This window comes from Micromonospora sp. PTRAS2, assembly GCF_054052245.1.
In genome coordinates this window covers 112,071-133,910 of record NZ_JBSWBU010000013.1, presented here as the reverse complement: position 1 = coordinate 133,910, position 21,840 = coordinate 112,071, and the positions used below count along the sequence as shown (strand labels likewise).

General features: G+C 69.2%; 16 protein-coding genes and 2 pseudogenes. 9 read left to right on the top strand and 9 right to left on the bottom strand.

What is annotated here, in order from left to right; all coding sequences use genetic code 11:
* Positions 1-19 precede the first annotated feature (19 nt).
* Positions 20-2,722: an AAA family ATPase gene (locus ACVMYR_RS28485; protein WP_457123249.1), complete on the bottom strand. Its 2,703-nt coding sequence runs from the start codon at positions 2,720-2,722 to the stop codon at positions 20-22.
* A 157-nt stretch (positions 2,723-2,879) separates the two neighbouring features.
* The gene (locus ACVMYR_RS28480) at positions 2,880-3,521 is read right to left on the bottom strand and encodes a DJ-1/PfpI family protein (protein WP_387164993.1); all 642 of its coding nucleotides are present in this window, start codon (positions 3,519-3,521) and stop codon (positions 2,880-2,882) included.
* A gap of 213 nt (positions 3,522-3,734) precedes the next feature.
* On the opposite strand from ACVMYR_RS28480, the gene ACVMYR_RS28475 reads away from it, so the two are divergent.
* Together ACVMYR_RS28475 and ACVMYR_RS28470 are read left to right on the top strand one after the other, a co-directional pair.
* On the top strand, positions 3,735-4,175 hold the full coding sequence (locus ACVMYR_RS28475) for a hypothetical protein (RefSeq protein ID WP_043968191.1): 441 nt from the start codon (positions 3,735-3,737) through the stop codon (positions 4,173-4,175).
* A gap of 16 nt (positions 4,176-4,191) precedes the next feature.
* The gene (locus ACVMYR_RS28470; RefSeq protein ID WP_457123248.1) at positions 4,192-5,229 is read left to right on the top strand and encodes a medium chain dehydrogenase/reductase family protein; all 1,038 of its coding nucleotides are present in this window, start codon (positions 4,192-4,194) and stop codon (positions 5,227-5,229) included.
* Here ACVMYR_RS28470 and ACVMYR_RS28465 read toward each other — a convergent pair whose 3' ends face one another.
* On the bottom strand, positions 5,230-6,732 hold the full coding sequence (locus ACVMYR_RS28465) for a multicopper oxidase family protein (protein WP_387164990.1): 1,503 nt from the start codon (positions 6,730-6,732) through the stop codon (positions 5,230-5,232).
* 126 nt (positions 6,733-6,858) lie between these two features.
* Positions 6,859-7,326 carry a VOC family protein gene (locus tag ACVMYR_RS28460; protein WP_082106658.1) on the bottom strand — a complete coding sequence of 156 codons (468 nt, stop codon included), beginning with the start codon at positions 7,324-7,326 and terminating at the stop codon, positions 6,859-6,861.
* Between the two features lie 82 nt (positions 7,327-7,408).
* On the opposite strand from ACVMYR_RS28460, the gene ACVMYR_RS28455 reads away from it, so the two are divergent.
* Both ACVMYR_RS28455 and ACVMYR_RS28450 read left to right on the top strand, forming a co-directional pair.
* The gene (locus ACVMYR_RS28455) at positions 7,409-8,227 is read left to right on the top strand and encodes a helix-turn-helix transcriptional regulator (protein WP_457123247.1); all 819 of its coding nucleotides are present in this window, start codon (positions 7,409-7,411) and stop codon (positions 8,225-8,227) included.
* 152 nt (positions 8,228-8,379) lie between these two features.
* Positions 8,380-8,608: pseudogene (locus tag ACVMYR_RS28450) on the top strand (NF041680 family putative transposase); the annotation flags it as partial.
* Between the two features lie 13 nt (positions 8,609-8,621).
* Here ACVMYR_RS28450 and ACVMYR_RS28445 read toward each other — a convergent pair.
* The 3 genes and pseudogenes from ACVMYR_RS28445 to ACVMYR_RS28435 form a co-directional block, all read right to left on the bottom strand.
* Complete coding sequence (locus tag ACVMYR_RS28445) at positions 8,622-12,995, bottom strand: glycoside hydrolase family 9 protein (RefSeq protein WP_457123246.1); 4,374 nt, start codon at positions 12,993-12,995, stop codon at positions 8,622-8,624.
* 94 nt (positions 12,996-13,089) lie between these two features.
* A pseudogene (locus ACVMYR_RS28440) lies at positions 13,090-13,396 on the bottom strand (IS5/IS1182 family transposase); the annotation flags it as partial.
* Between the two features lie 14 nt (positions 13,397-13,410).
* The gene (locus tag ACVMYR_RS28435; RefSeq protein ID WP_457123245.1) at positions 13,411-13,626 is read right to left on the bottom strand and encodes a hypothetical protein; all 216 of its coding nucleotides are present in this window, start codon (positions 13,624-13,626) and stop codon (positions 13,411-13,413) included.
* 159 nt (positions 13,627-13,785) lie between these two features.
* On the opposite strand from ACVMYR_RS28435, the gene ACVMYR_RS28430 reads away from it, so the two are divergent.
* The gene (locus ACVMYR_RS28430) at positions 13,786-14,262 is read left to right on the top strand and encodes an RICIN domain-containing protein (protein ID WP_457123244.1); all 477 of its coding nucleotides are present in this window, start codon (positions 13,786-13,788) and stop codon (positions 14,260-14,262) included.
* Positions 14,263-14,858: 596 nt separating this feature from the next.
* Here the strand turns inward: ACVMYR_RS28430 and ACVMYR_RS28425 are convergent.
* Positions 14,859-15,335 carry a hypothetical protein gene (locus tag ACVMYR_RS28425; protein ID WP_457123243.1) on the bottom strand — a complete coding sequence of 159 codons (477 nt, stop codon included), beginning with the start codon at positions 15,333-15,335 and terminating at the stop codon, positions 14,859-14,861.
* A gap of 375 nt (positions 15,336-15,710) precedes the next feature.
* Here ACVMYR_RS28425 and ACVMYR_RS28420 point away from each other — a divergent pair, with 375 nt between their 5' ends.
* The 4 genes from ACVMYR_RS28420 to ACVMYR_RS28405 all read left to right on the top strand — a co-directional run bounded on the left by ACVMYR_RS28420 (position 15,711) and on the right by ACVMYR_RS28405 (position 20,129).
* Entirely contained in the window at positions 15,711-16,964 is a 1,254-nt protein-coding gene (locus tag ACVMYR_RS28420; RefSeq protein WP_457123242.1) for a DUF6880 family protein, read from the top strand.
* Positions 16,965-17,503: 539 nt separating this feature from the next.
* Positions 17,504-17,728, top strand: a complete 225-nt coding sequence (locus ACVMYR_RS28415; protein ID WP_457123241.1) for a hypothetical protein — start codon at positions 17,504-17,506, stop codon at positions 17,726-17,728.
* Positions 17,729-17,814: 86 nt separating this feature from the next.
* Positions 17,815-19,935, top strand: a complete 2,121-nt coding sequence (locus ACVMYR_RS28410) for an N-6 DNA methylase (RefSeq protein WP_457123240.1) — start codon at positions 17,815-17,817, stop codon at positions 19,933-19,935.
* Entirely contained in the window at positions 19,932-20,129 is a 198-nt protein-coding gene (locus ACVMYR_RS28405) for a hypothetical protein (protein ID WP_387109264.1), read from the top strand. The genes ACVMYR_RS28410 and ACVMYR_RS28405 overlap by 4 nt, the downstream gene beginning before the upstream one ends.
* A gap of 952 nt (positions 20,130-21,081) precedes the next feature.
* On the opposite strand, the gene ACVMYR_RS28400 is transcribed toward ACVMYR_RS28405, so the two are convergent.
* Positions 21,082-21,780 carry a hypothetical protein gene (locus ACVMYR_RS28400; protein WP_457123239.1) on the bottom strand — a complete coding sequence of 233 codons (699 nt, stop codon included), beginning with the start codon at positions 21,778-21,780 and terminating at the stop codon, positions 21,082-21,084.
* Between the last annotated feature and the right edge of the window lie 60 nt (positions 21,781-21,840).

The following is a 21,840-nucleotide window of genomic DNA, read 5'->3' as shown; positions in this document are numbered from 1 at the left end:
CCGAGCCGGGCCGGCACCGTCACGCGCCGAGATCGGAGCGGTGCCGGAGTTGCCGGCGGGAGTTGATGCCGAGCTTGCGGAAAATGTTGCGCAGGTGGGTGTCGACGGTGCGCGGGCTGATGAACAGCTGCGCAGCCACCTCGCTTGACGTCGCACCGGCGGCGACCAGCCGGGCGATGTGCAGTTCCTGGATCGTCAACTGGTCGAACGTGTGCGGCGACCGTTGGCGTGGCCGTTCCCCGGTGGCGCGCAGCTCGACGGCAGCCCGTCGGGCGAACGCGTCGAACCCCGCCTCGGACAGCAGGCGGTGTGCCGTGCGCAGGTGCATTCGGCAGTCCCGCCGGCGGCCCTCGCGTCGCAGCCATTCCCCGTACACGAGGTGGGCTCTGGCCCGATAGGTCGACAACGGGCTTTCCTCCAGGTGCGCGACGGCGGTCCGATACTGCTCCTCGGACCCGGTAACCAGCCCTCGGGCGTACGCCGCGATGCCCAGACCGGTGGCGGTTCCGCTGGCATCGGCGCGTTCCACGAGTGATTCCAGCGCCGAACCCGCGGTGTCGGAGTCACCGCAGCGGACCGCCGCTTCGACCAGTTCGGGCAGGGAGAAACTGGCGAGGAAGAGGGTGCCGTCCGCGACGGCCCGACGAGCGGCCACCAGTGCGGCCGGATAGTCGGCGAGGCCGTTGTGCAGCACCGCCGACGCCCAGTCGATGTTGCCGGTCAGGAGACCACTGCCGCTGGTGGTCGCCGCGACCGTGGCCCTGTCGAACAACGCGAGAGCCTCGGCGCGGCGACCACGCATGGCCGCCAGATGGATCCGGTGGTAGTGCATCGGCGGCCCGCCGATCGCGTCGGCGATCGCCTCCTCCTCGGCGATCGAGGCCATCGCCAGGCCAGGGTCGGCGGTGAGCGCGCCGTACGACCCCGCCTGCGCGAGCCCGAGACGCAGCAACAGCGGCGAACCGGACTCGCGGCCGGTCCGCACCAGCCACTCGACGATCGCCGCATACCGATCGGGATCCCAGATCTCCGCCGCGAGCATGAGGGCGAGCGCGGGGTGCTCGATCCAGCCGGGCCTGCCGGAACCGTGGCGGCCGTCGAGAACCCGCCGGATCAGCGGTATCGCGCTGCGATGGCCCGCCGAATTCAGCAGGCCCAGCGCATCCAGCACGTCCGGCGGACGCGACGCGGTCGCCGGCACCGACCGCACGGCGGCCAGCGCCAGGTCCAGCACGCCGCTGGCCCGGCCGACGAGCAGACTCGTCTCGATCGCGTCCAGGAAGCACCTGCGGGCCCGTTCCGGATCCAACCCGGCCAACCGCCTACCCGCGCGGATCATGAACTCCGGGCCGTTCTCGTCCCGATGGCTCTGGAAGGCGACCTGTCCCCGCACCAGGTCGGCGTGGGCGAGCTGGAACTCGTCGAGCCCGGTGTGCTCGACGGCCCTGACCAACATGGCGGCCCGGTCGGGACGGCCCGCGACGAGGGCGGCCTGCGCCGCCGCCAACGTTCGTTCGACCCGGCCGGCGGGGTCCAGGGAAAGCTCGGCCGCCCGTTCCAGGAAGGCCGCCGCGGCCACCACGCCCCCGCGAGACCGGGCACGGGTGGCCGATCGGACGAGTTCCGCGGCGACGTCGTCGTCGGGGCCGACGGTGGCCTGGGCGCGGTGCCAGGCCCGCCGGTCCGGGTCGGTGCCGGCGTTGGTCGCCTCGGCCAGTGCCCGGTGGGCCCGCTGTCGTTCCCGCGCCGACGCGGCCCGGTAGACCGCGGACCGGGCCAGCGGGTGGCAGAAGCGAATGTCGGCGGCGAACTCGACAAGCCCCGTCGCGGCCACGCCGGCGCTGGCGGTCGGCACGTCGATGCCCAGCAGTCGCGCGGCCGGCCACACCAGGGCGGCATCGCCCGTCGGGTCGGCGCTCGCCGCGGTCAGCAGGAGACGGGCGTCGTCCGACAGTGCCGACAGCCGGGCTTGGAAGCTGCGCTCGATCCTAGTCGACACCGGGGAGGTGTCCGGCGGCCCGAAGCCGCCCGCCTCGGGCAGTTCGAGCAACGCCAACGGGTTACCCCGGGCCTCGGCGAGCAGTCGGCTGAGCACCTGCTCGTCGAGGACGAGGTGCCGTCGGGCCGCGAGCACCGTCCGCGCCTCGGCGTCGGTCAACCCGGTGAGGTCGAGGCCGGGCAGTTCGTGCAGCTCGTCCGAGGCGGGCAGCCGCAGCGCGAACACCAAGGCGATCGGCTCGGTGGCCACCCGCCGGCCGACGAACGTCAACGCCCTCGCCGACGCCGCGTCCAACCAGTGGGCGTCGTCGACCACGCACAGCAGCGGACGTACCCGCGCCGCGGCAGCCAGCAGACCCAGCGTCGCCACACCGATGTGGAAGAGGTCGGGCGTGCCCGCCGCCAGCCCGAACGCAACCCGGAGCGCGTCGGCGTGCCGGGTGGGCAGGTCCGCGAGGTGACCCAGCACCGGCACACACAGTTGATGCAGCGCGCTGTAGGGCAGCTCCCGCTCGAACTCCGCCCCGGCCACGTGGATCACACGTACGCCGGACGCCGCGTCGCGGGCGTGTGCCAGCAGCGTGCTCTTGCCGATGCCGGCCTCGCCGCGCACCACCAGCGCACCGCCCCGCCCCGCCCGCACCTCCCCGGTCAGTTCGTGGAGGACCTTGAGCTCGACCGACCTGCCGACCAGTGAGCCCCGGGAGCCAGCCGCGGTTCGCACGCCGGCCAGGCTACCTCCTGCCCGATCCGGAGGTAGCAGCCGGGAAGTCACGCTGTTCGCCTCCTGCAGTGAGCCGGACGGTTGCCGCTTCCCGCTGATGGGGGACCGAGTCGGCGGCCGGGTGACCGACCGCTGACGATCGAGCGGACGACGCGGGTCATGAGGCCCAGACGGCGCCCCGGGGCTCGTACTCCAGGATCCGCGCCACCAGATCGGCTGCATCCGCGCCGAACTCACGGCGCACCAGGTGCAGTCCCAGATCGAGCCCGGAGGTGACGCCGCCGCAGGTGACCAGGTCACCGTCGTCGACCACGCGGGCCTCGGTGACGAGGCCGCCGAACGCCGCGAGTTTGTCCTTGACCATCTGATGGGTGATGCAGCGCCGACCACGAGTCAGTCCCGCCGCGCCGAGCAGCAACGCGCCGGTGCAGACCGAGGCGACGACCAGGCCGGGGCGCGGTGCCGCGGCGAGTGTCCCCGGTAGGTCACCCTTCGCGATCTCCAGTTCGACACCGGGCCGGGTCGGGCCGGTCAAGCCGCTGCCCGGCACGACCAGAAGATCCGCGTCCCACGGCGACCAACCCGTACCGACCTCGACCCGGGTGCCGCCACCGGCGGTGATCGTCCGCGGGGCGTCGGCGGTGACGTAGTCGATGGTCAGCGACGCACGGGCGGCACTGCGGGCGATGCTGAAGACCTCGTACGGCCCGACGAAGTCCTGCTCCTCGACGCCGTCGTACAGGAGAACCTGCACGCGCAGCGGACCGGTTGCCGCGTCGGGCCGGTGGTGAGTTGTCATGCCACGGTAGTCGTCCCCATCGAGGCTCGGGTTCCGGCTCGATCACGTGTCGTCGACATGCCGCCTCTGGCCCGGGCGAGCCACCCGACGTCACCCGAAGCATCCGCGACGACCGGAACGGTTACGCAATTCCCACCGACGCGACGCCGCTCTCCGATGACGGATGGTCTCCCTGTCCACGCGCACGAAGTGATTGAGCAGACAGGAAATCTCATGACAGTCCGCACCCATGTCGTCGCGGAAGCACCAGCCGCGGCACCGACACGCTGGCAGGATCGGACCGGCCGCATCCTGATGGCGATCACGGCCGCCGCCACGCTGGTGCCGTTCGTCGAGGGCGTCTCCCGCCTCGGTGGTCTCTCCGACGACCTGATCCTGACCGAGTACTGGCGCACCTGCGCCTACATCGTCTTCGCCGGGATGTGGGCCATGCTGGCGATCGCACCCCGCAAGCAGCGCGGCATGTGGGAACTCCTGCTGTTCCACAAGCTCGCGGTCACCGTCCAGGCCGCCTTCATCCTCGACGTCTCGCACGCGCTGCGGACCCTGTTCGCCGACGGGTTCGTCTCGGCGACCACCATCGCCGCCTACGTGCTGTGCCGTGGCTGGCACACCTGGCGCCGCGGGGCACTGGGCCCCGACGACAACCGCTGACCGGAGGAACGCCGTCATGACCAACCCCGTCACCACGAGCACGACCGAGATAGTTCTACCGGGCGTGGTCGACCCGAGCGGACTGGCGGTACGCGCCCGTGAGCTGCCCGCGCCGGTTGCGGGACAGGTCGTCCTGCGGATGGAGGCGACCGGTGTGTCGTTCGCCGAGCAGCAGATGCGCCGGGGCAAGTACTACGATCAGCCGCCGTTCCCCTTCGTACCCGGATATGACCTGGTCGGCACCGTCGCGGCCGTCGGGCCCGGCGGGGACACCGACCTGGTCGGACGCCGGTTCGCCGCCGTCACCAAGATCGGCGCGTGGGCCACCCATGTGCTGGTCGAGGCCGCCGACCTGGTTCCGGTGCCGGACGGGGTGTCCCCCGCCGCCGCCGAGACCGTGGTCGTCAACGGCATCACCGCCTGGCAGATGCTGCACCGGCTGGCCAAGGTCCGCTCCGGGGACGTCGTCGTCGTGCTCGGGGCGAACGGCGGGGTCGGCTCCACGCTCGTCCAGCTGGCCCGGCACGCCGGCGTCCGCGTGATCGGCACCGCCTCGTCGCGCCACCACGACGCGGTACGCGCGCTGGGCGCCACCCCTGTCGACTACCGCGAGCCCGGCATGTACCACCGGATCAGGGCGTTGGCCCCGGACGGTGTGGACGCGGTGTTCGACCACGTGGGCGGCCCCGGCGTGGAACGGTCCTGGCAGTTGCTGCGCAGGGGCGGCACGCTGGTGTCCTACGGCACGGCGGCGACGAAGGACGAGGAGGGCAACTCGCGGCTGCCGGTGCTGAAGCTCTTCGCGCAGCTGAAGCTCTGGCACACCCTGCCCAACCACCGAAGCGCCTACTTCTACAACTTCTGGGCGGGCCACCGTGATCGGGCGGCCTTCCGGCGCAGCCTGGCCGAGGACCTGACCCAGGTGTTCCGGCTGCTCGCCGACGGTGTGCTGGACCCGCAGATCGCCGCGGAGATCCCTCTGACCGAGGCCGCGTCGGCGCTGACGCTCGCCGAGTCCCGCACCGTCGCCGGCAAAATCATCCTGGTGCCCTGATCACGGATGCCGGTGGTGACCCGGCGGGACGCCGACCTGCTCGCCCTCGCCCAGGACGACGAACTGACCCATCATCCCGTCGTCCTCGTGGGCGAGCAGGTGGCAGTGGTACATGTACGGCGTGTTCGGATCGGTGTGGCCCCGGAAGCGCAGCGCCAGCCGGTAGCGCTTCCCCTGGACCAGCAGGACGGTGTCCTTCCAGCCGCGCAACGGTGGTTCCGGCGTACCGCCGTCGACCGTCAGCACCTGGAACTGCACGTCGTGGATGTGGAAGTTGTGCAGATACCCGTTGTCGTTTGTCACCTCCCACACCTCCACGGTGCCCTCCCGGACACCGAAGTCGATCCGGTCCATGGCCATCGAGCGACCGTTGATCCGGTTCGACGCGAGCACGAAGGAGCGTTCCTGGGCAACCGTGCGGCCCGCGAGGTCCGGTGCGGCGGCGAGCACGGCGGGCACAGCGGCGGTGGCGGACAGCGAACCCGCGGCCCGGAACTGGCAGATGTCGAAGCGGTCGTCGAAGCCGTCGAGCCGTCCCAGCACCCCGCCGTGCGCCGCCGGGTAGGAACGCAGCTCCACCCGCTCCCCCGGTTCGAAGGCCACCACGATCTCCGCGCGTTCCCCCGGCGAAAGGTAGAGCCGGTCGGTCTCCCACGGCGCGGCGAGCAGACCACCGTCCGTGGCGACGAGCGAGAAGCGCCGATCGTCGGAGAACCCGAAGTGGTACAGGCGCGCGTTGGAGCCGTTCAGCATCCGCAGCCGCACGAGCCGGGTCGTGACGTCGAAGTACGGCCCGATCGTGCCGTTGACGAGGATCTCGTCGCCGATCACCCCCAGCGAGCCAGCCAGCGGTTCCCGCTGCACGAACTGCTGGTCCCCGTCGAACGCCCGGTCCTGCACGATCATCGGGACGTCGTCGACGCCGTACTCCGACGGCAGGTTCAGCGCCTCGACCCGCTCGTCGTCGACGAGGAACAGCCCGGCCACGCCCCGGTACATGTGGTCGGCTGTCGCGCCGTGCACGTGCGGGTGGTACCAGAGCGTCGCGGCGGCCTGGTCGATCGTCCACCGCGGCGCCCAGGTGTCTCCGGCCGCGATCGTCTGGTGCGGGCCGCCGTCCATCACCGCCGGCAGGTGCATGCCGTGCCAGTGCAGCGACGTCGCCTCGTCCAAGCCGTTGTGCACCGCGAACTCGACCCGCTCGCCGCGCCGAGCCCGGATCGTCGGGCCCAGGTACGTGCCGTTCACACCCCAGGTGCGGGTGGCCTTCCCGTCCTTGAACAGGGTCTCACCCGGCTGGATGCCGAGCGTGAAGACACGGGCGCCCGAGGCGCCGCTCGTCGACCGGGCCAGGGCGGGAATCGACAACGCCGTGTCGAAGGCAAGTTTTCCCACGGTGTCCCGCTTCACGCTCAGGTAGTAGGCGCCGAAGCCACCGCCACCCAGGGCGACCGCGCCCCCGACTCCCCACCCGAATGCCTTCAACACCGTACGACGTCTCATGGCACAACCGTTTCGCAGCCGGCGATGCCATCGCGTCGGCGACAACTGCGTAGCCATGAGGGCAGCACCAGGGGCCATCCCTCCGGGTTCCAGCCGAAGATGCCGGAACCCGGAGGACGGTGGCTCCTAGGCAGGCAGTTCGAAGAGTTCCAGCTGGATACCGTCGGGATCGCGCAGGTAGAGGATCTTGGTGCCGGCCAACGCCCCCGCTTCGACACCGTCGCCGTCCTGGAGCACGACCGGATCGGCGTTGACGTGCACGCCCCGCTCCACCAGGTCCCGGTGCGCCGCATCGAGGTCGTCGACCTCGAAGCACAGGTGCATCACCCCGACGTCGCAGTTGCGTCCGGTGAAGGGCTTCGGCTGCGGGCTGTCGTACTGGATGAGTTCCAGGAGGAGGTTGTCGCCGGCCAGCGCGAACGATGCCCGCATCGACGCGTTGTCGACCTCGACGACCGCACCGATCGCCGGGTTCGTGGCGGAGATCGTCACGCCGCTCGGCGCGATGCCGAGGACGTCCTCGTACCACGTCACCGATCGGGCCAGATCGCTGACCGGCACGCCAATATGGTTCATTCTCGTCACTCTGCTCATGAACCCATCCTGGCGAGCGAGCCACGGTGGTGGAAGGCACGGATCTTCCGCGTACCGCTGATACCACCCAGTCCCCTGACCGATGGCGGATCATGTGGTCATGAATGACCTCGGCGCTGCGCTGCGGGCCTGGCGGGAGCGTACGGACCCGGATGCGGTCGGTCTCCCGAACGCATCACCTCGCCGCGTCGCCGGGCTTCGACGCGGCGAGCTGGCGACGCTGGCCGGCATCTCCCCCGAATACGTGGCACGCCTCGAACAGGGCCGGGCCGGCACGCCGTCGGCGCAGGTATGCGCCGCCCTGGCCTGCGCGTTACGACTCTCCGACGACGAGGAGGCGCACCTGATGCGCCTTGCCGGCTTCGCCACGGCGCCGGACCGGATACCCTGCCGGATCCCCGGCAGCCTGCACCGCGTCATCGACCACCTGGGCGACGTCCCGGCGGCCGTCTACGACGCCGCGTGGCGACTTCTGCACTGGAACCGGCTGTTCGCGGCCGTCTTCGGCGATCCCGCAGACGCGTCCGCCGACGACCGCAACGCGCTGATCGTCCAGTTCGAATCCCGTAATCCCCGCGTCCGCCAGACCGACACCGAGCGCGCCTACTTCGAACAGTCGCTGGTGGCCGACCTGCGCGCCACCAGCGCCCGCTACCCGAATGATCCCGACGTGGCGGCGCTGGTCACGCGCATGGCGGGCAACGACCGGTTCCGCCGCCTCTGGGCCCTCGGCGCGGTAGCCCTGCACGAGAGCGCGCACAAGACCGCCGTACATCCGGACGTGGGCCCAATCCCGCTGGACTCCAACGTCCTGACCACTCGGAACACCGACCTTCGCCTCGTCGTCCTCACACCCCGACCCGACACCACCGCCCGCGAAAAGCTGGACCGACTGGGTTGACGAGGGCCGGTTCCGCGGCAAGTCGGGCTAACTCGATCTTTAACGTCGGCGGTTCGGGTGATGGCCCCGGTCGATCGTGACGACAGCCCTTGGTTGATCATTCTTCTTGTCTAGGGAGGAGATCAACAACCAAGGGCTGTCCAGTTGTCAGTGTGCATGATCCGGTTTGGGGGCAAGGCGTTCGGGGAGCTGCGGCGGTTTCGCCAAGAGTTCCACTCCTGCCTGATCTCGCGGGCTGACGCCATGTTCGAGCTGACCGACGCGGCCCTGTGCGCCGACGGTCCCGTCCGGTCGCTGGCCGAGCTTTCACTGGTTGGTGAGCACCGCCGTGGGCACGGCTCGTCGTACGCGGCGGTGGTCGACGGCCGGATCGACGTCGAACTTGACAGTCCCGTCATCCTCGACGGCCAGCCACATCGGCCGCGAACGCGGCCACCCAGGTAAGTGCGGAGTTCCAATTGATGGTGATCTCGTTGACCGACCAGGCTTCGAGATTGTCGACGTAGCAGAGCTGTGGGGCGCACCCGTATAGCCAACTCGCCGAGAGCGGGTCTTGGAGGCTGGAGTTGGGGCCACCGGCGACCGACCCGACGGGCGGGTTCGGCAGTCGGGCGTCGAACGATTTCGCGTACCACCGGCTGTGCTGGTTCTTCGCGTCGTTGCTGCCGTAGCCGGTGATGTACGACTGCCCGAGGGCGTTGCGGCCCAGCAGGTAGTCGAGGCCCTCGAAGACGGCGTCGGCGTACCTGGCGTTGCCGGTGAGGTCGTAGGCGGTGGCGAGAACGACCTGGTTGTTCAGCATGGACGCGTTCGAGCCCCAGTCGTAGCGTCCCGTGGTGGGAGTGTAGGTCTGCCCGAAGCGCTCGGCCTTCTGGAAGGAGATCAACCGGTCCGCGGCGGCGACCACCCACCCTTTGATCTGCTCACGGTCATTCAGCTCGGTGCCGAACCGCGCCAGGTCGAGTTGGGCCAACGCGGCCACCGAACCCCAGTAGAAGCCGTTCTGGCTGAACGCCGTACCGGCGGTGTGGAACCGGCTGACCCGGACGGCGGTGAGGTAGGTGGCGTCCCTGGTGGTCAGGTACAGCTCGGCGGCGGCCCAGTAGAACTCGTCGGAGATGTCCCCGTCGTTGTAGGGACCGCCGCCACTGCGGTCCTCGTACGGTGCGAAGAGCGCCGGGTTGGCCCGGGCCGCAGCGTACGCGCGTTCGGCCGCCGCGCGCAGCCGGGCGGCGAAGCCGGCGTCGTACGGCTGGTAGATCCTCGCTGCCTGGGCGGCGACGGCGGCCAGGTTCAGGGTGGCCGCGGTCGACGGCCGGTGCAGTTCCCGGGGCTTCTTGTCCTGGTGCGGCAGCATCGGCGGCCCGGTCCAGGTCTCGTCGTGCACCTTGTGGTGGACCATGCCGGCCAGCGGGAGACCGTCGGGCACCTGCATCTTCAGCATGAAGTCGAGGTTCCAGCGGGCCTCGTCGAGGATGTCCGGAACCCCGTTGCCGCGTTCGGGCACGGCCAGGGTGCCGTCGCCGAGCGCCGCCGGCCGGTTGCGTTCCCACGTCGACAGGAGCTGGTACGTGGCGATGCCACCGTTGACGACGTACTTGCCGTGGTCACCGGCGTCGTACCAGCCGCCGGTGACGTCCAGCCGGTAGGAGCAGGTCCAGTTGTTCAGGAACGACTTCGGCTTCTGGCAGGGCACCTGGGTGTCGCCACCGTTCGGTGAGTCGGCGACGTGCCCGGCCGGGCGGGCGTACGCGGCCCCGGCGATGCCCCCGTCGATCGCGATCCCACTACGGTTGGTGTAGAAGAACCGGGTCGCGTCGGTGCGCAGCCGGTCATACAGGTCCGCCCGGATGTCGAACGCGTGACTGGGCCGGTCGACCCAGCCGTCGTACACCAACTCGAACCGGCCGGTGGTCGTGACGTGGCTGAAGTCGATGACGTGGGTGATGGCGCTGGCCGACGCGTCGAAGCCGGTCGGGGTGGTGCGGCCCGTCGCCACCGTCGCGCCGCCGCCGGCCCGGCGCAGCGTCCACGGCACCGCCTGGGACGCGCCGTACAGCAACGTCGCCCGTTTGGGCCCGTTGGGTAGGTAGCCGTGTTGGTTCACCTTGATGTCCGGCCCGGCGTCGGCCCGGTACGCGTACTCGGCGCCGGTGAGCGTCACGTCGTCCATGCAGAACTCGTACGGCGCGGTGGACTTGCCGAGGCGGAACTGGAGCTGGGCCAACCGGTACGGCTCCGGGTAGGTCGTGGTGATGCTGTACTCGTACTCCTTCCAGGCGGTGCCGGTGGTGAAGCCCTTGTTCAGGTACGTGACGTTCGTCGGGTTGTCGAAGGGCGCGAGGTAGATCAGCGGGTTCGCCGCCGTGTTGGTGCGGGCGCGGAACCGCAGCGTGTACGTGGCGCCGCCGGGCAGGTAGATGCTGTTGTGGCCCACCAGGACGTCCCACGGGTTGGTGGACGCGGGCGCGGTCACGCAGAAGGTCCCGCCCTCCAGTTTCGGCGTCATCCCCGCGTTGGTCCACCACGGCTTGTCCGTGCCGGTGAACGTGCTGTTCTGCAACAGCCGGCCGTCGAGCTGCGGTCGCGGTGGCCCACCCCCGTACGCCGGCAGCGTTCCGGCCGGCAGGTCCTGCCCGCCGCTCTGGCCGGGCTGTCCCGGGCCGGGATCAGCGCTGCCGTAGCGGGGCAGCAGCCAACCGTCGAGACCACCCGAGACGGCGTTGACCAGGACGAAGTCGCCGATCAGGTCGGCATCGAGGTCGGCGAACAGGCCGGTGGTGCCGGCGAACGGGCCATCGTCACGGATCGGGCCCAGCGACCGCCAGCCGGTCGTCGCGCTCCACGGTGCGCCGATGTTCTCCCAGGCCAGCACTTTGCCGCTGGGGTAGTCGACGCGCAGCACGTCGGCCCGGCGGTCACCGGTGACATCCGAGAACGAGGTCTGGTAGTAGCTGTCGGCGGGGGTCGCGAAGCCGCTGACCGAGTGCCAGTCTCCCGGCACCGGCATCCGGCCCGGGGACCGGTTCTCCCAGAGGCTGGCGTTGCTCAGCCGATCCGAGTTGATCAGGTCGTCGTCTCCGTCGCCGTCGATGTCGACGAAGCGCGGGTTCTCGTAGAGCAGGTTGTTGGCCACGATGGTGGGTGCTCCCCATCGAATCTGCGCGGCGTCGGACTCGTTGCGGGACACCCGTATGGCCCGGATCCCGGTAGGCGACTCGTCAGCGGCCAGCAAGCGGATGTAGTCGTCCCGGTCGTCGCCGTCGAGGTCGCCGAAGTGCACCGTAGTGGGCAGACCCCGGTCCGGCGGGCTGATGTCACCGAGGGCGGTCCAGGTGGATCGGGGGCCGTTGTTGCGCCACGCGGGTATCCGACCGTCGGGCTGAACGATGACGTGGTCGGCGTCGCCGTCGCCGTCGAGGTCGGGGAAGTGGGTCTCCGAGCCGGCCGGGGTGGCGTCCCGGAACTCCCCGATCGGGTCCCAGCGCGGGCCGATGCCGTTGCGGGGCTCCGGTCGCCACTGGTAGAAGGACTGCGCGACCATCAGCCGCGATCCGAGAGCGTCTGCGGAGGGTTGCAGGGAGCCGCTGAGCCCGGGCGTGAAGATCTGCCCGTCCTTGAACTGCCACCGCGAAACCTCCGCCTGCTCCGAGCAAAGGGTGCTGCCGGTGCTCCGGGAGTTCGTGTCCCAGGTCAGGCACCGCTCGGTCGCCGGGTCGGCCTGCGGCCAGGCAAGCTGGTACTGGCCTCCAGTCGTGCTGAAGCGCACCTGAATGGCCTCGTCGAGGCTGCCGCGCGGCGTCCTGACGTGCGGTCCGATGTCGACGCCGTCATTCGTCTTCAACGCGATCACCGCGTTCTCCATGTGACGGGCGAAGAAGCGGTACGTGTCGCCGGGGACCGGGGCGTAGCAGTCCCGGTCGGCGGTCGTCCGGGGCGCGAGGCCCCCGCCGGAGCCACAGCCGGCGTTCCCCACGTAACGGACGTACGCGTGGTCGGAGTTGCCGCCGCGAACCTCGGCGTTGATGGTGTTGTTGTTTTCGTTGCTGGCATAGGCGAAGTCCAGCTCATGGCCGCCCTGGTGGGTGGGCTGATTCGCCGCGACTATGTGGTTCTGTAGCGCGGCCGGCATCCGTGCCGGATTCTGGTTGAAGTCGGCGAGCACCATCCATCCGCCGGTGGGGCGGCGAGCCATGAACTGCCGCGCCGTCTCGATGATGTCGGCGGCGTCGTTGGCGCTGTTCTCACCGTTGGACAGCGCGTGGGCGGTGAAATACCAGTCGGTGCCGATCTGGACGCCCATCATCGGCCGCGAGTTGAACCGCCCGCCCACCGGCAGGATCACGGCGTCGCTCACCGTCTCCCGGGTGACGATAGCCAGGCCGTTGCGTTGCTGACCGGGGTCGGCCCAGTAGATCTGCACCAGGTCCGGGCGGCTTTCCGAGCCGATGTTGTACAGATGCTCGGTGATGCCGGCATCGGCGAACCGACGATCGGTCCACACCGCCCGTTCGGGCGGTGTGCTGCCCGCCTCCTGGAGTGCGGCGACCTGCACCCCTTCCTGGTTGAGCATCTGCTGCACACCGGTCAGCCACCGCGACTCCGGAGGCCCCCCGGTCCCGTCGCTCTGGCCCTGCATGTTCCAGGACGCGGTGACCCGGTCCTGCGGGGCCGCCACCGCCGGTGTCATCGGTTCGACTGCGGACAACAGCGTCGCCGCCGTCGTCGCCGCGATGATCGTGGCCAACCGTTTGCGTGCAAAGCCCACGTCAGATCCTCCAGAACTCGGACACAGAGACCATGCGGTAGCGGGGCTCGACATCGCATCGGTAGGAATTACCTAGAGGGACCGGCAGTAGGTGTCACCTGAGTCGGCGGGTGGTGGGCCGGGTGCCCCCAGCGGTAGAGGGTTCGTGCCCGGTGGATGAGTTGACGGACGGTGACGATGGCGGCGGCCAGGTACAGGTAGAAGTCGGTGACTGTGGCGTCGCGGTCGGTGCACCGGCGGATCTTGCCGAACCCGTTCATCCACGAGGTCGTCCGCTCGACCACACACCGCCTGCCGACCTGGATCGGTGCGGGCACGCCTGTGCGGGCGATCTCGGCGTCGACGCCGATCTCGTCGAGCAACTCTCGGGTGCCACGGCTGTCGCATCCGCGGTCCAGATTTGTTTCGCCCCGGGTTAGATGGACACCTCCTGCAACGCCAGGACCTGGATCGTCGGGTCATCAAGGATCCCCTGCACGATGGTCTGCCAACGGAACTCCGGCGGACCTTCGCCACCCTGGCTCTTCCCCTGCACATTCCATTGCCCGGTTGCCTGACCATCCTGCAGCACGGCGAGCGCCGGGGCAGCGGGGAAGAGCCCGACCAGAACGGACGCGGCGATCGTGAGCACGGTAAACAAGGCAATTTTCTCGCACTCTGCCGACGATAGAGGTCGTGGTGAGAGGGCCGTTCACCTGACTTTCCGTGGCACCACCTACGTAGTTGTCACCGACGCGGAGCCGAACGGCGCCAACGTACCTTCACGTCAAGCACTCGCATCGGAGGTACTGTGAAGAACCTGCTCACCCGCAGCCTGCTCCGCGTCACCATGACCATCGGCTTGGTGGCGTCCGGTCTCGTGGTCGCCGCCCAGCCGGCACTGGCCGCCGACACCACGGCCCTCAGGAACTACGCCACGAAGCGATGCCTAGACAGCTCTGGCAACTCGGTCTACACGCTTCCCTGCTATCCGAACGTCCACAATCAGCACTGGATCCTCAACGTGGTGAACGGGGGGTACACCTTCGTGAACCGGGCCTCCGGCTTGTGCCTGGACAGCAATCTCAACGGCGCCGTGTACGCCCTGCCGTGCAACGGTGGCAACTACCAGATCTGGGACATGATCGGCAGTGATCACCAGATCTCCTCATACCTATGGGGCAACCGGGCGACGGGCCTGATCCTGGACAGCAACTTCGACGGCGCGGTCTACAGCGGGCAGTCCAATTGGGGACAACACCAGTGGTGGACACGACTCGGCGCATGATGCGGGATCGCAAGCGCTTGAACTGATCGCATCACTGGATGGGCGGCTCCACAGGCTTCGCCGAAGGCCGTGAACGCCGTTGCTGTTCGATGGCAAGTGGGTGGGGTTGGCCGGTAAGGGCGGCCAGCGCGGTCGCGACGGCGGACAGGTCGGCCTTGATGTAGGTGGTGGTGGCGTGTCCCCGGCGCTCAGTGTGTCCGGCGTAGGCGCGGGCCACCCCGTAGCCGAAGTGCCGCTCGACCCAGGTGAGCGTCGTGTGACGCAGCCAGTGGACGGAGATCCCCTGGGCGGCGACCCAAGCAACTGCCGGCCGATGCGGGCCCCCCGACAACGCAATGACCCTGCCTGTCGCATGAGGGCTTCGAGGTGACTGGCGCGCACCGCGTCGATGCGTCGATCGCCGAGGGCGGCGGCCATTCGTCGCCAGGAGCTGCCGTAGGTGCGTCGGGTGCCCGGGCTCGCCGCGGCGACAACAGTGGGCAGGTACTCGGCGATTGTCGGCACGGTAGGTGGGCTGTTGCCGGCGAGGTCGGCGGCGGTGAGGCCGAGGTGATCGAGGAGCGCTCGGACGGTGGCGACCCGGTCGGGATCCGTGGTCATGAGGGTTCTCCGAGGATGCGGGCGTGCAGGGCGGCCAGGACCGCGGTGATGGTGTGTGAGGGGTGCACGACGATGCGGTTCTGGCGGGGCAGTGCGGCCAGGAACACGGGTTCGCCGGTGGCGATGCCGCACAGGTGTCGGGCGGCGGCCGGCATCGGCAGTTCCTCGCGGGTGCCCACGACATGCGCACCGTCAGCGGCCGGGGTGATCAGGATGGCGCCGGTCACGACGTCGACGTGCAGCGCGAGGCCCGGTGCCCAGCCCAAGGCCCGCAGCAGCGCGCGAGCGGTGACGCGGCCGGCGGCGTCGGGGCGAGCTACGTCGAACAGCACCCCGTCGCCACTGCGGGCGGTGGGCGCGGGCAATGTCGGCAGGGGTGCCGACTCGGGCGAGGCGACCGGCAGTGGGGTGGGAATGAGCGCTTCGACGACCTGCTCGTCGGGCCAGCGGGGACGCGGGCGGTCGGGTCTCACCGAGGCCCCTGCCAGGGCGTACGCAGCGGTGTCAGCGCAGGGGAACGACACTCCTGACGTCCAGGTGCACAAATGAAACGTGGCGCTTCGCGTCTCCACGCGAGGGGAGTTGATCTCGCGTGGATGTCCACGAATAGTGGTGTCCGAGGATTGACACGAACCGATGCCCAACTTGGATTGGGCCTGGTTGGCGTCATCCCGCTCAGCTGAGCTCAGGCTACTGGACTGGAGCGGGGCTCGAGCCGTCGGCCCGAGCCCCGCCTCGAACCCAGGAAGGTCTTCTCGACGGTGATCGGTGGCAGGTCGGTTGGCGTCGCGGCCGTGTCGGGTCGCTCAGCCCATCGGGGTGGCCTGCGTGTCTGGTGTGATGTACCGGTGGTGCAGGGCGACAGCGAGTTGACGGTGCTGGTGGATCGGTTGCGGCGGGATCGTCGCCGGGATCCGTACTCGGGCCGGGACGCCTACTCGCGTACGGTGCGGGAGGTCGCCGACCGCTGCGAGGAGTTGATCGAGGTGGGTGAGGCGTCGGTCGCGGTGCCGATGCTGCGCAAGGCGGTCGACCGGATGACGAGTGCCCTGATGTACATGGACAGCTCCTCGGGCGTGCTCGGCAACGACCTCGCGTACCTGATGGAGGTCTACGCCCGGGCGTGTCGGGCCGCGCCGCCGCGGCCGGCAGGGTTGGCGGCGTGGCTGGTGAAGCTGGTGTGTGACGGCCCGGGCTGGCCGGATGTGGTGCTGAGCGAGTGGGCTCCGGCGCTGGGGCCGAAGGGCCTCGCCGAGGTCGCGCGGTTGGTCGACGAGCGTGCCGTCGCCGGGGCCGAGCCTGATGACTGGCATCGGCAATGGGCGGTGCGGTACCTGCGGGAGCAGATCGCTGAGGTCTCCGGCGACACCGACCGCTACGTACAGGTTCTGGCGGAGCATCTGGTCAGTGCCGCCCAGTACGGGCGGATCGTCACGGTGTTGGCGCAGGCGCAGCGCCCCGCCGAGGCGATCGACTGGGCCCGACGCGGACTCGCCGCTCACCCGTCGGGTCATCAGGCGGTGGCGCTACGGGGCCTGCTCGTCGGGCTGTTGATCGAGACCGGTGAACCGGAGGCGGCGGTGGCCGAGCGCCGGACGGCGTTCGACGTCCAACCGACGATCGACAACTTCCGGTCACTGCTGGCCACGGTGGCCGAGATCGACCGGGACGGCGCGCACACCGAGGCGGCGTTGACGGTGCTACGCGAGCGTGCCACAGGGCAGGCGGGATACCTGCCCCATTTGATCGACGTGCTGATTCTCGCCGGTCGTGACGACGAGGCCTGGCACACCGGGCTCGCGCGCTGGGACGAGGTTCCTGCCCGGCAGCGCGTCGAACTGGTGGAGTTGCGGCGGCGCACCCACCCGGCCGAGGTACGCGGGCCCTACCAGGCGCTCATCGACGCCCAACTGCTGGACTCCTACGACAAACGCCGCTACGACAGGGCGATCACGCTGCTGCGCAACCTGCGCGAGGCGTACGTGTCCACCGGTGAGGTCACCCGTTTCGAGGCGTACCTGGAGGCGTTGCGCGCAGAACACCGCCGCCGGCCGACGTTCCTGGCCAAGCTCGACGCCGCCCGCTTCCAGTCCGGCCGATAAGGCGCGGCTGCTGGCCGACGGCAACGTCGGTGAGTTGGAGTCCGCCAGGGGCGGTGTCCAGGCCTTGGTGCGCGACCACGACGCCACCTTCCAGCCCTGGGTGGGCATCGTCGACGGGATCTTCACCGGAGACTGCGACTGCGGGATCACCGAAGACGACCTGTGGGCACACGCCGTCGCGACAGCGGTGACCGCGTTCCACGCGGGCGCCACCTTCTCCGGTGCCGCTCCCGTCGTGCCCGAGCGTGCCCGCTACCCTTCGGGCCGTGCGGCGGCTGTCGCCCCGCCAACTGGCGGATCTGGTGGCGGGGCACGCGGTCCGGGCCGCCTCTTCGCCACTCTGCTGCTGGGCGAGGCTGGCATGCTCGACGCCGTCGACAACTCCGGCCTCGCCGACTTCCGCACCGCGGTCGAGGACGCGTCGACCGTGGCCGCCGGCAGTAGGTGGCAGATCTCCGACGTGGAAAGCGCCGGGCACCGTCTGGCCGCCGAAGTCGAGATCCGCTGCGCCCACCCCCGCGACCCCTGCCGCGCTCGACATGGTCGAGGAGGCCATCTTCGTCTGGGACGATCTGTCCGGTCATCTCCGCGACGCCTACCACATCACCCGCACCGAAGACGCGGCATCAGTTCAACTCGACCACCGGCCAGGTCAGAAGCGAGTCGGCGTATCCGTCGGAGGCGCGCCACTGGCCAAACTGCTCTCCGCGCGGTATGCGGTCGCGAAGGTGAGCCACCCGAGGAAGAACCCGCCGCCCCCGTGATGGGCGTCATGTGTTAACAGGCGCGCATGGGTGCACCTCAGAGTGCACACTCGACACTGCCGAACCGCCCGCTTAACCTCACCGGCGTGAGTGATTCAGCCACTACGGTTTCGCAGGCAGACGTCGCCAGGCTCGCGGGCGTCACACGAGCTGCGGTTTCGCTATGGCGCAAGCGGCACGCCGACTTCCCGATGCCCGTCGGCGGGACCGGAGACCAGTTCCTTCTCGGCGATGTGATCGGCTGGCTCGACAGACGGGCCGTCCCGATCAACCACAGGGATTCTGGTGAGGCCGTCGACGCCACCTACGGCGGCCGGGTCCGTCGGCGTCCACCGCGGCTCGTTGAGCGGTCCGACGTGCACCCGCTTCTCGGGTCACTCCAGTCGCTCGGCCCCGAGATCGGCGCTCACTCATCCCGATCCGACTACCTGTACCTGTTGGTCTGTCTGGCTTTTCTACGATCGTACGACCGGGACGGCTGGACGCGGTTGATACGGAGTGTCCCGGCCCACGGCGACTCGGCGCAGGCCAGAGGACTGCTGCGGCGGGTGGTGACGACAGTGGACGACTCGCTTGGCTGTCCGCACCTGTTCAGCGCATCGGAGGCTCCGCCGGCCCGACTGCGGCCCCGCGCATTCGAGCCGGTACGCAGGGTCTTCGAGCTGGCCGCGAAACTTCGGCCGGGTGACTTCGAGCGACTCCGTAACGCCTTTCTGCGCCAGGTTCGCCCATCCGACGCGATTCATACGCCGCCGAGTATTGCCGGGACCATGGCCGCCCTGCTGATCGGCCACGCCACGCAGGGTGAGGCCACGGTGTACGACCCCTTCGTCCGGTTCGGCGAGCTGCCGGCTGAGTTCGTCTCGCGGTACGCCCATTCGGCTGGTATGCGGGTGCGCATTGCACACACCAACCCGGTTGAGCTACGGCTCGCCGGCATGTGGCTGGTGGCATCGGGTGCGCCCGCCGAGCTGGAGGTGTCATCGTCCTCACCGTCCGGTAGAGCGACCTTCCTGCTGACCAACCCACCGTTCGGTGACCGGAAGGAGTCCGCGTGGCTGCGGGACTGCACTGCGTCGCTCACCGATGATGGACGCGCCGCCGTGCTCATGCCGTACAGCGCTGGGTTCGCCGCAGACAGGCGGGCGTACGGCATCCGCCAGGAACTGGTGGAGCAGGGGGCGGTACTCGCCGTCGTCGCGCTACCGGCAAAGATGTTCCCGGGCAGCTCGATCGGTGTCTGTGTCTGGCTGCTGCGGCACCCAACCGGACAACCCGCCCCGGTGCGACTGGTGGACGCGCGTCGGCTGGGCAGGCTCTCTGACGACCAAGCCTTGGACGTACACGTCCTCGACGTGGCGGACATCGCGAAGATCGTCACGACGGCTACGAAGACCGAGCACCGGGATGAACTCGGTGTCCTGGTCACGCTCGATGAGATCCGAGCCCACGGCTACTCGCTGCACCCGCCGGAGTACCAGGACCGTGCATCCATCCGGGCCCCGGCGGACAAGGCGCTCGCCGAGTTGGACGGGCTCCTTGCCGGTCCCGCCCTGCGCCAATACGCAGCGGGCGATGACGATGGCTGGCCCAGGCGCCGGCTGGGCGACCTCTGCACCATCAGCATGGGCATACCACACCGTCCGCTGAAGGAGTTGCTGTCCCGTGCGCGTACGACAGACACGCCGGTGCCCATCGTCCACCCGCGTCACCTGCGCCACGGCTTCATCGACGCTGATGGCGCACCCGAGACGGACGCCGCCATCGCGCCGCAGCGGCACCGACTGGCCGCCGGTGACGTGCTCCTGGTCCGGACCGGGGCCATGGGTCAGACCGCCCTCGTCCGAGACCACGAGGCGGGCTGGCTGCCGCACACCAACCTTCTCCGGCTGCGCATCCTCCGGCCAGACGAACTGGACCCTTCGTACCTGCTGATGTACCTGTCCCAGATGGCCGTGCAGGCCCGCATCCGGGACCGGTCCGTCCGATCGGTCACCACCTCACTCAGCATCGCCACACTCGGCGATTTCGAAATACCGCTGCCGCCGCCAGCCGATCAGCAACGCATCCTCGTCGCACTCCAGGCGCTCGACGATGAAACCGCGCAGATCGAACGGCGTCTCGCAGCCGCCCGCGCCGCCCGGACCGTTCTCGCCCGACACCTCACTGACGGAACTGTCGTCCTCGCTGGAAAGGAAATCCGTTGAATCGCACCAGCACGACCTACCTGTGGATCCTCGTCACGGGTCTCGCGTCGCTCGTCGTGGCGCTCGTGACGGCGATGCTCAAGATGAGCATCGGGGCATCAGGAGCCGAGGCCACACTCTCGGCCGGTGCCGCCTTCGCGGCTGCCTTTGGCCTGGGTCTCGGAATTCTTGGCGCGCTGGGCCGTAAGGCCTGACCCACGGTACGGCGTCGGCCTCTCATGAAGCAGCAGAACTTGTCCGTTGTCACGCTGACGATCGAGGCCATGGCAGCTGGCTTCACCGATTCGCAGAACACTGAACCGCCCCGAGTCCGGCAGAGAGGACTCCACCAGGCTTGGGCGGGGATACCGACACGGCCGACACCGGCGCCGCGCCAGGCAAGCAAATCGCCTCGAATCCTGCTCTGCGCCAACGGTGTAGTGAGTGGCCGAGTCCAACGAACCACCACATCGTTGTCCCTCCATATCGAGGGATGCCCGTAGGCCTCGGTGTGGGAGGTCCTGATGCAGTACACGCCGGAACTCGACGGCCCTGACCTGCTCGGCTGGTGGATGCGGCAGCCGAACCGGCGAAGCCGCCCTCGGACGCGGCGCCAGGCAACACCATAGCCGCTGGTTAGCACTCCAGCCGCACCTGGTGAAGTCGGAGTCTTCGCTGGTAGTGGGCTGTTCTGGCGCGGCACTGGTGTCGTCGTCGCCATCGTGACCATCGATGGATGTGGTCGAAGGGTCGGACGGTGGTGATCAGGTGCGCCAGGAGACGGCGGACCTCGCCGAGGGTGAGGGGGATGGGGCCGTCATCGGATTCGGTGCCCCCTTTTGGCGTGGGCGGCGGTGACGGCGAGGTAGGCGTGGGCGCACAGAACGAGAGGGTCACCCTCGGCAGTCACAGAACGGGTGAATCTAACTCGCGTGCTCGCAGCAACAGTGAAGGACCCATGACGCGACTGCCGCGTCCGACTTACTCACGACCTCACACGGACCAAGGAAGCACAGCGTCAGCGGGCGACCCGCACCGATTTTCAGCCCGGAACGGGCCGCCCGCAGAGGGCGACAGGGACTTACTCTGCGAACCGTCCTCCCCGGCAACTGGATGGCGGTTGCCATGGCGCAGGGGCGCGGCCGGCGAGCCGCACCCCTGCCTCCGTCATTGAGACTCGGCTCTGGCCGCGTACCGTCGTACCCAGTCGACGAAGGACGAGAAGTCGGGATCGTCCAAGCGACTCAACACACCATCCAACTCTGCGCTGGGTCCTTCATCGGCGAGAAGGACAGCGAGCGCTGCATCCCGGGGACAGTCACCTGGCAGCGTAGCGCCCGACCGGAGCCGGTCCTTGAGAATGCCGCGGTCCAGCAGCGGAGCGAACTCCGCGATCTTCTCCTCCAACAGGGTGCGCAGCGTCGCCCCCTTCTCGATTGCCGCCTCAGGGGAATCGATCAACCACAGAGAGTGATCGCCGGAGTCGATCCCCGCGGGCACCCGGCCACTGGTCAGGATGCGGAGCATCTCCTCACGCGGCAACGCCCAGAGCGAGTTCGGCTTGACCAACCGGGTTCGGACCAAGCCCTCCGTCACTTCCGGCAGTCCGGCGTCGGTCGCCGTCGAATCGCTTCGCATGTGAAGCAACCACGGATACGGCACGACAGCCACGTTGACGAAGAAGAGATACGCGTTCCTGGTCGACGAGGAGGAACGCTGGAACTCCACAACGAGAGCATCCCCGTCGTCTTCGACCCGGCGGTAGACGTGTCCCGCTCCGCTTACCAGGCGGTGCTCTGCCATAACCGGATCGACGAACTCCTGGAAAAGCATTCGGCTCAAATTGCGCGCCAGGTGCCCGGTCATCGCCCTCCCTCACTCTCGACGCACGGCGGGAGCCGCCGCGCCGCTTCTCTTCGAGCGGCG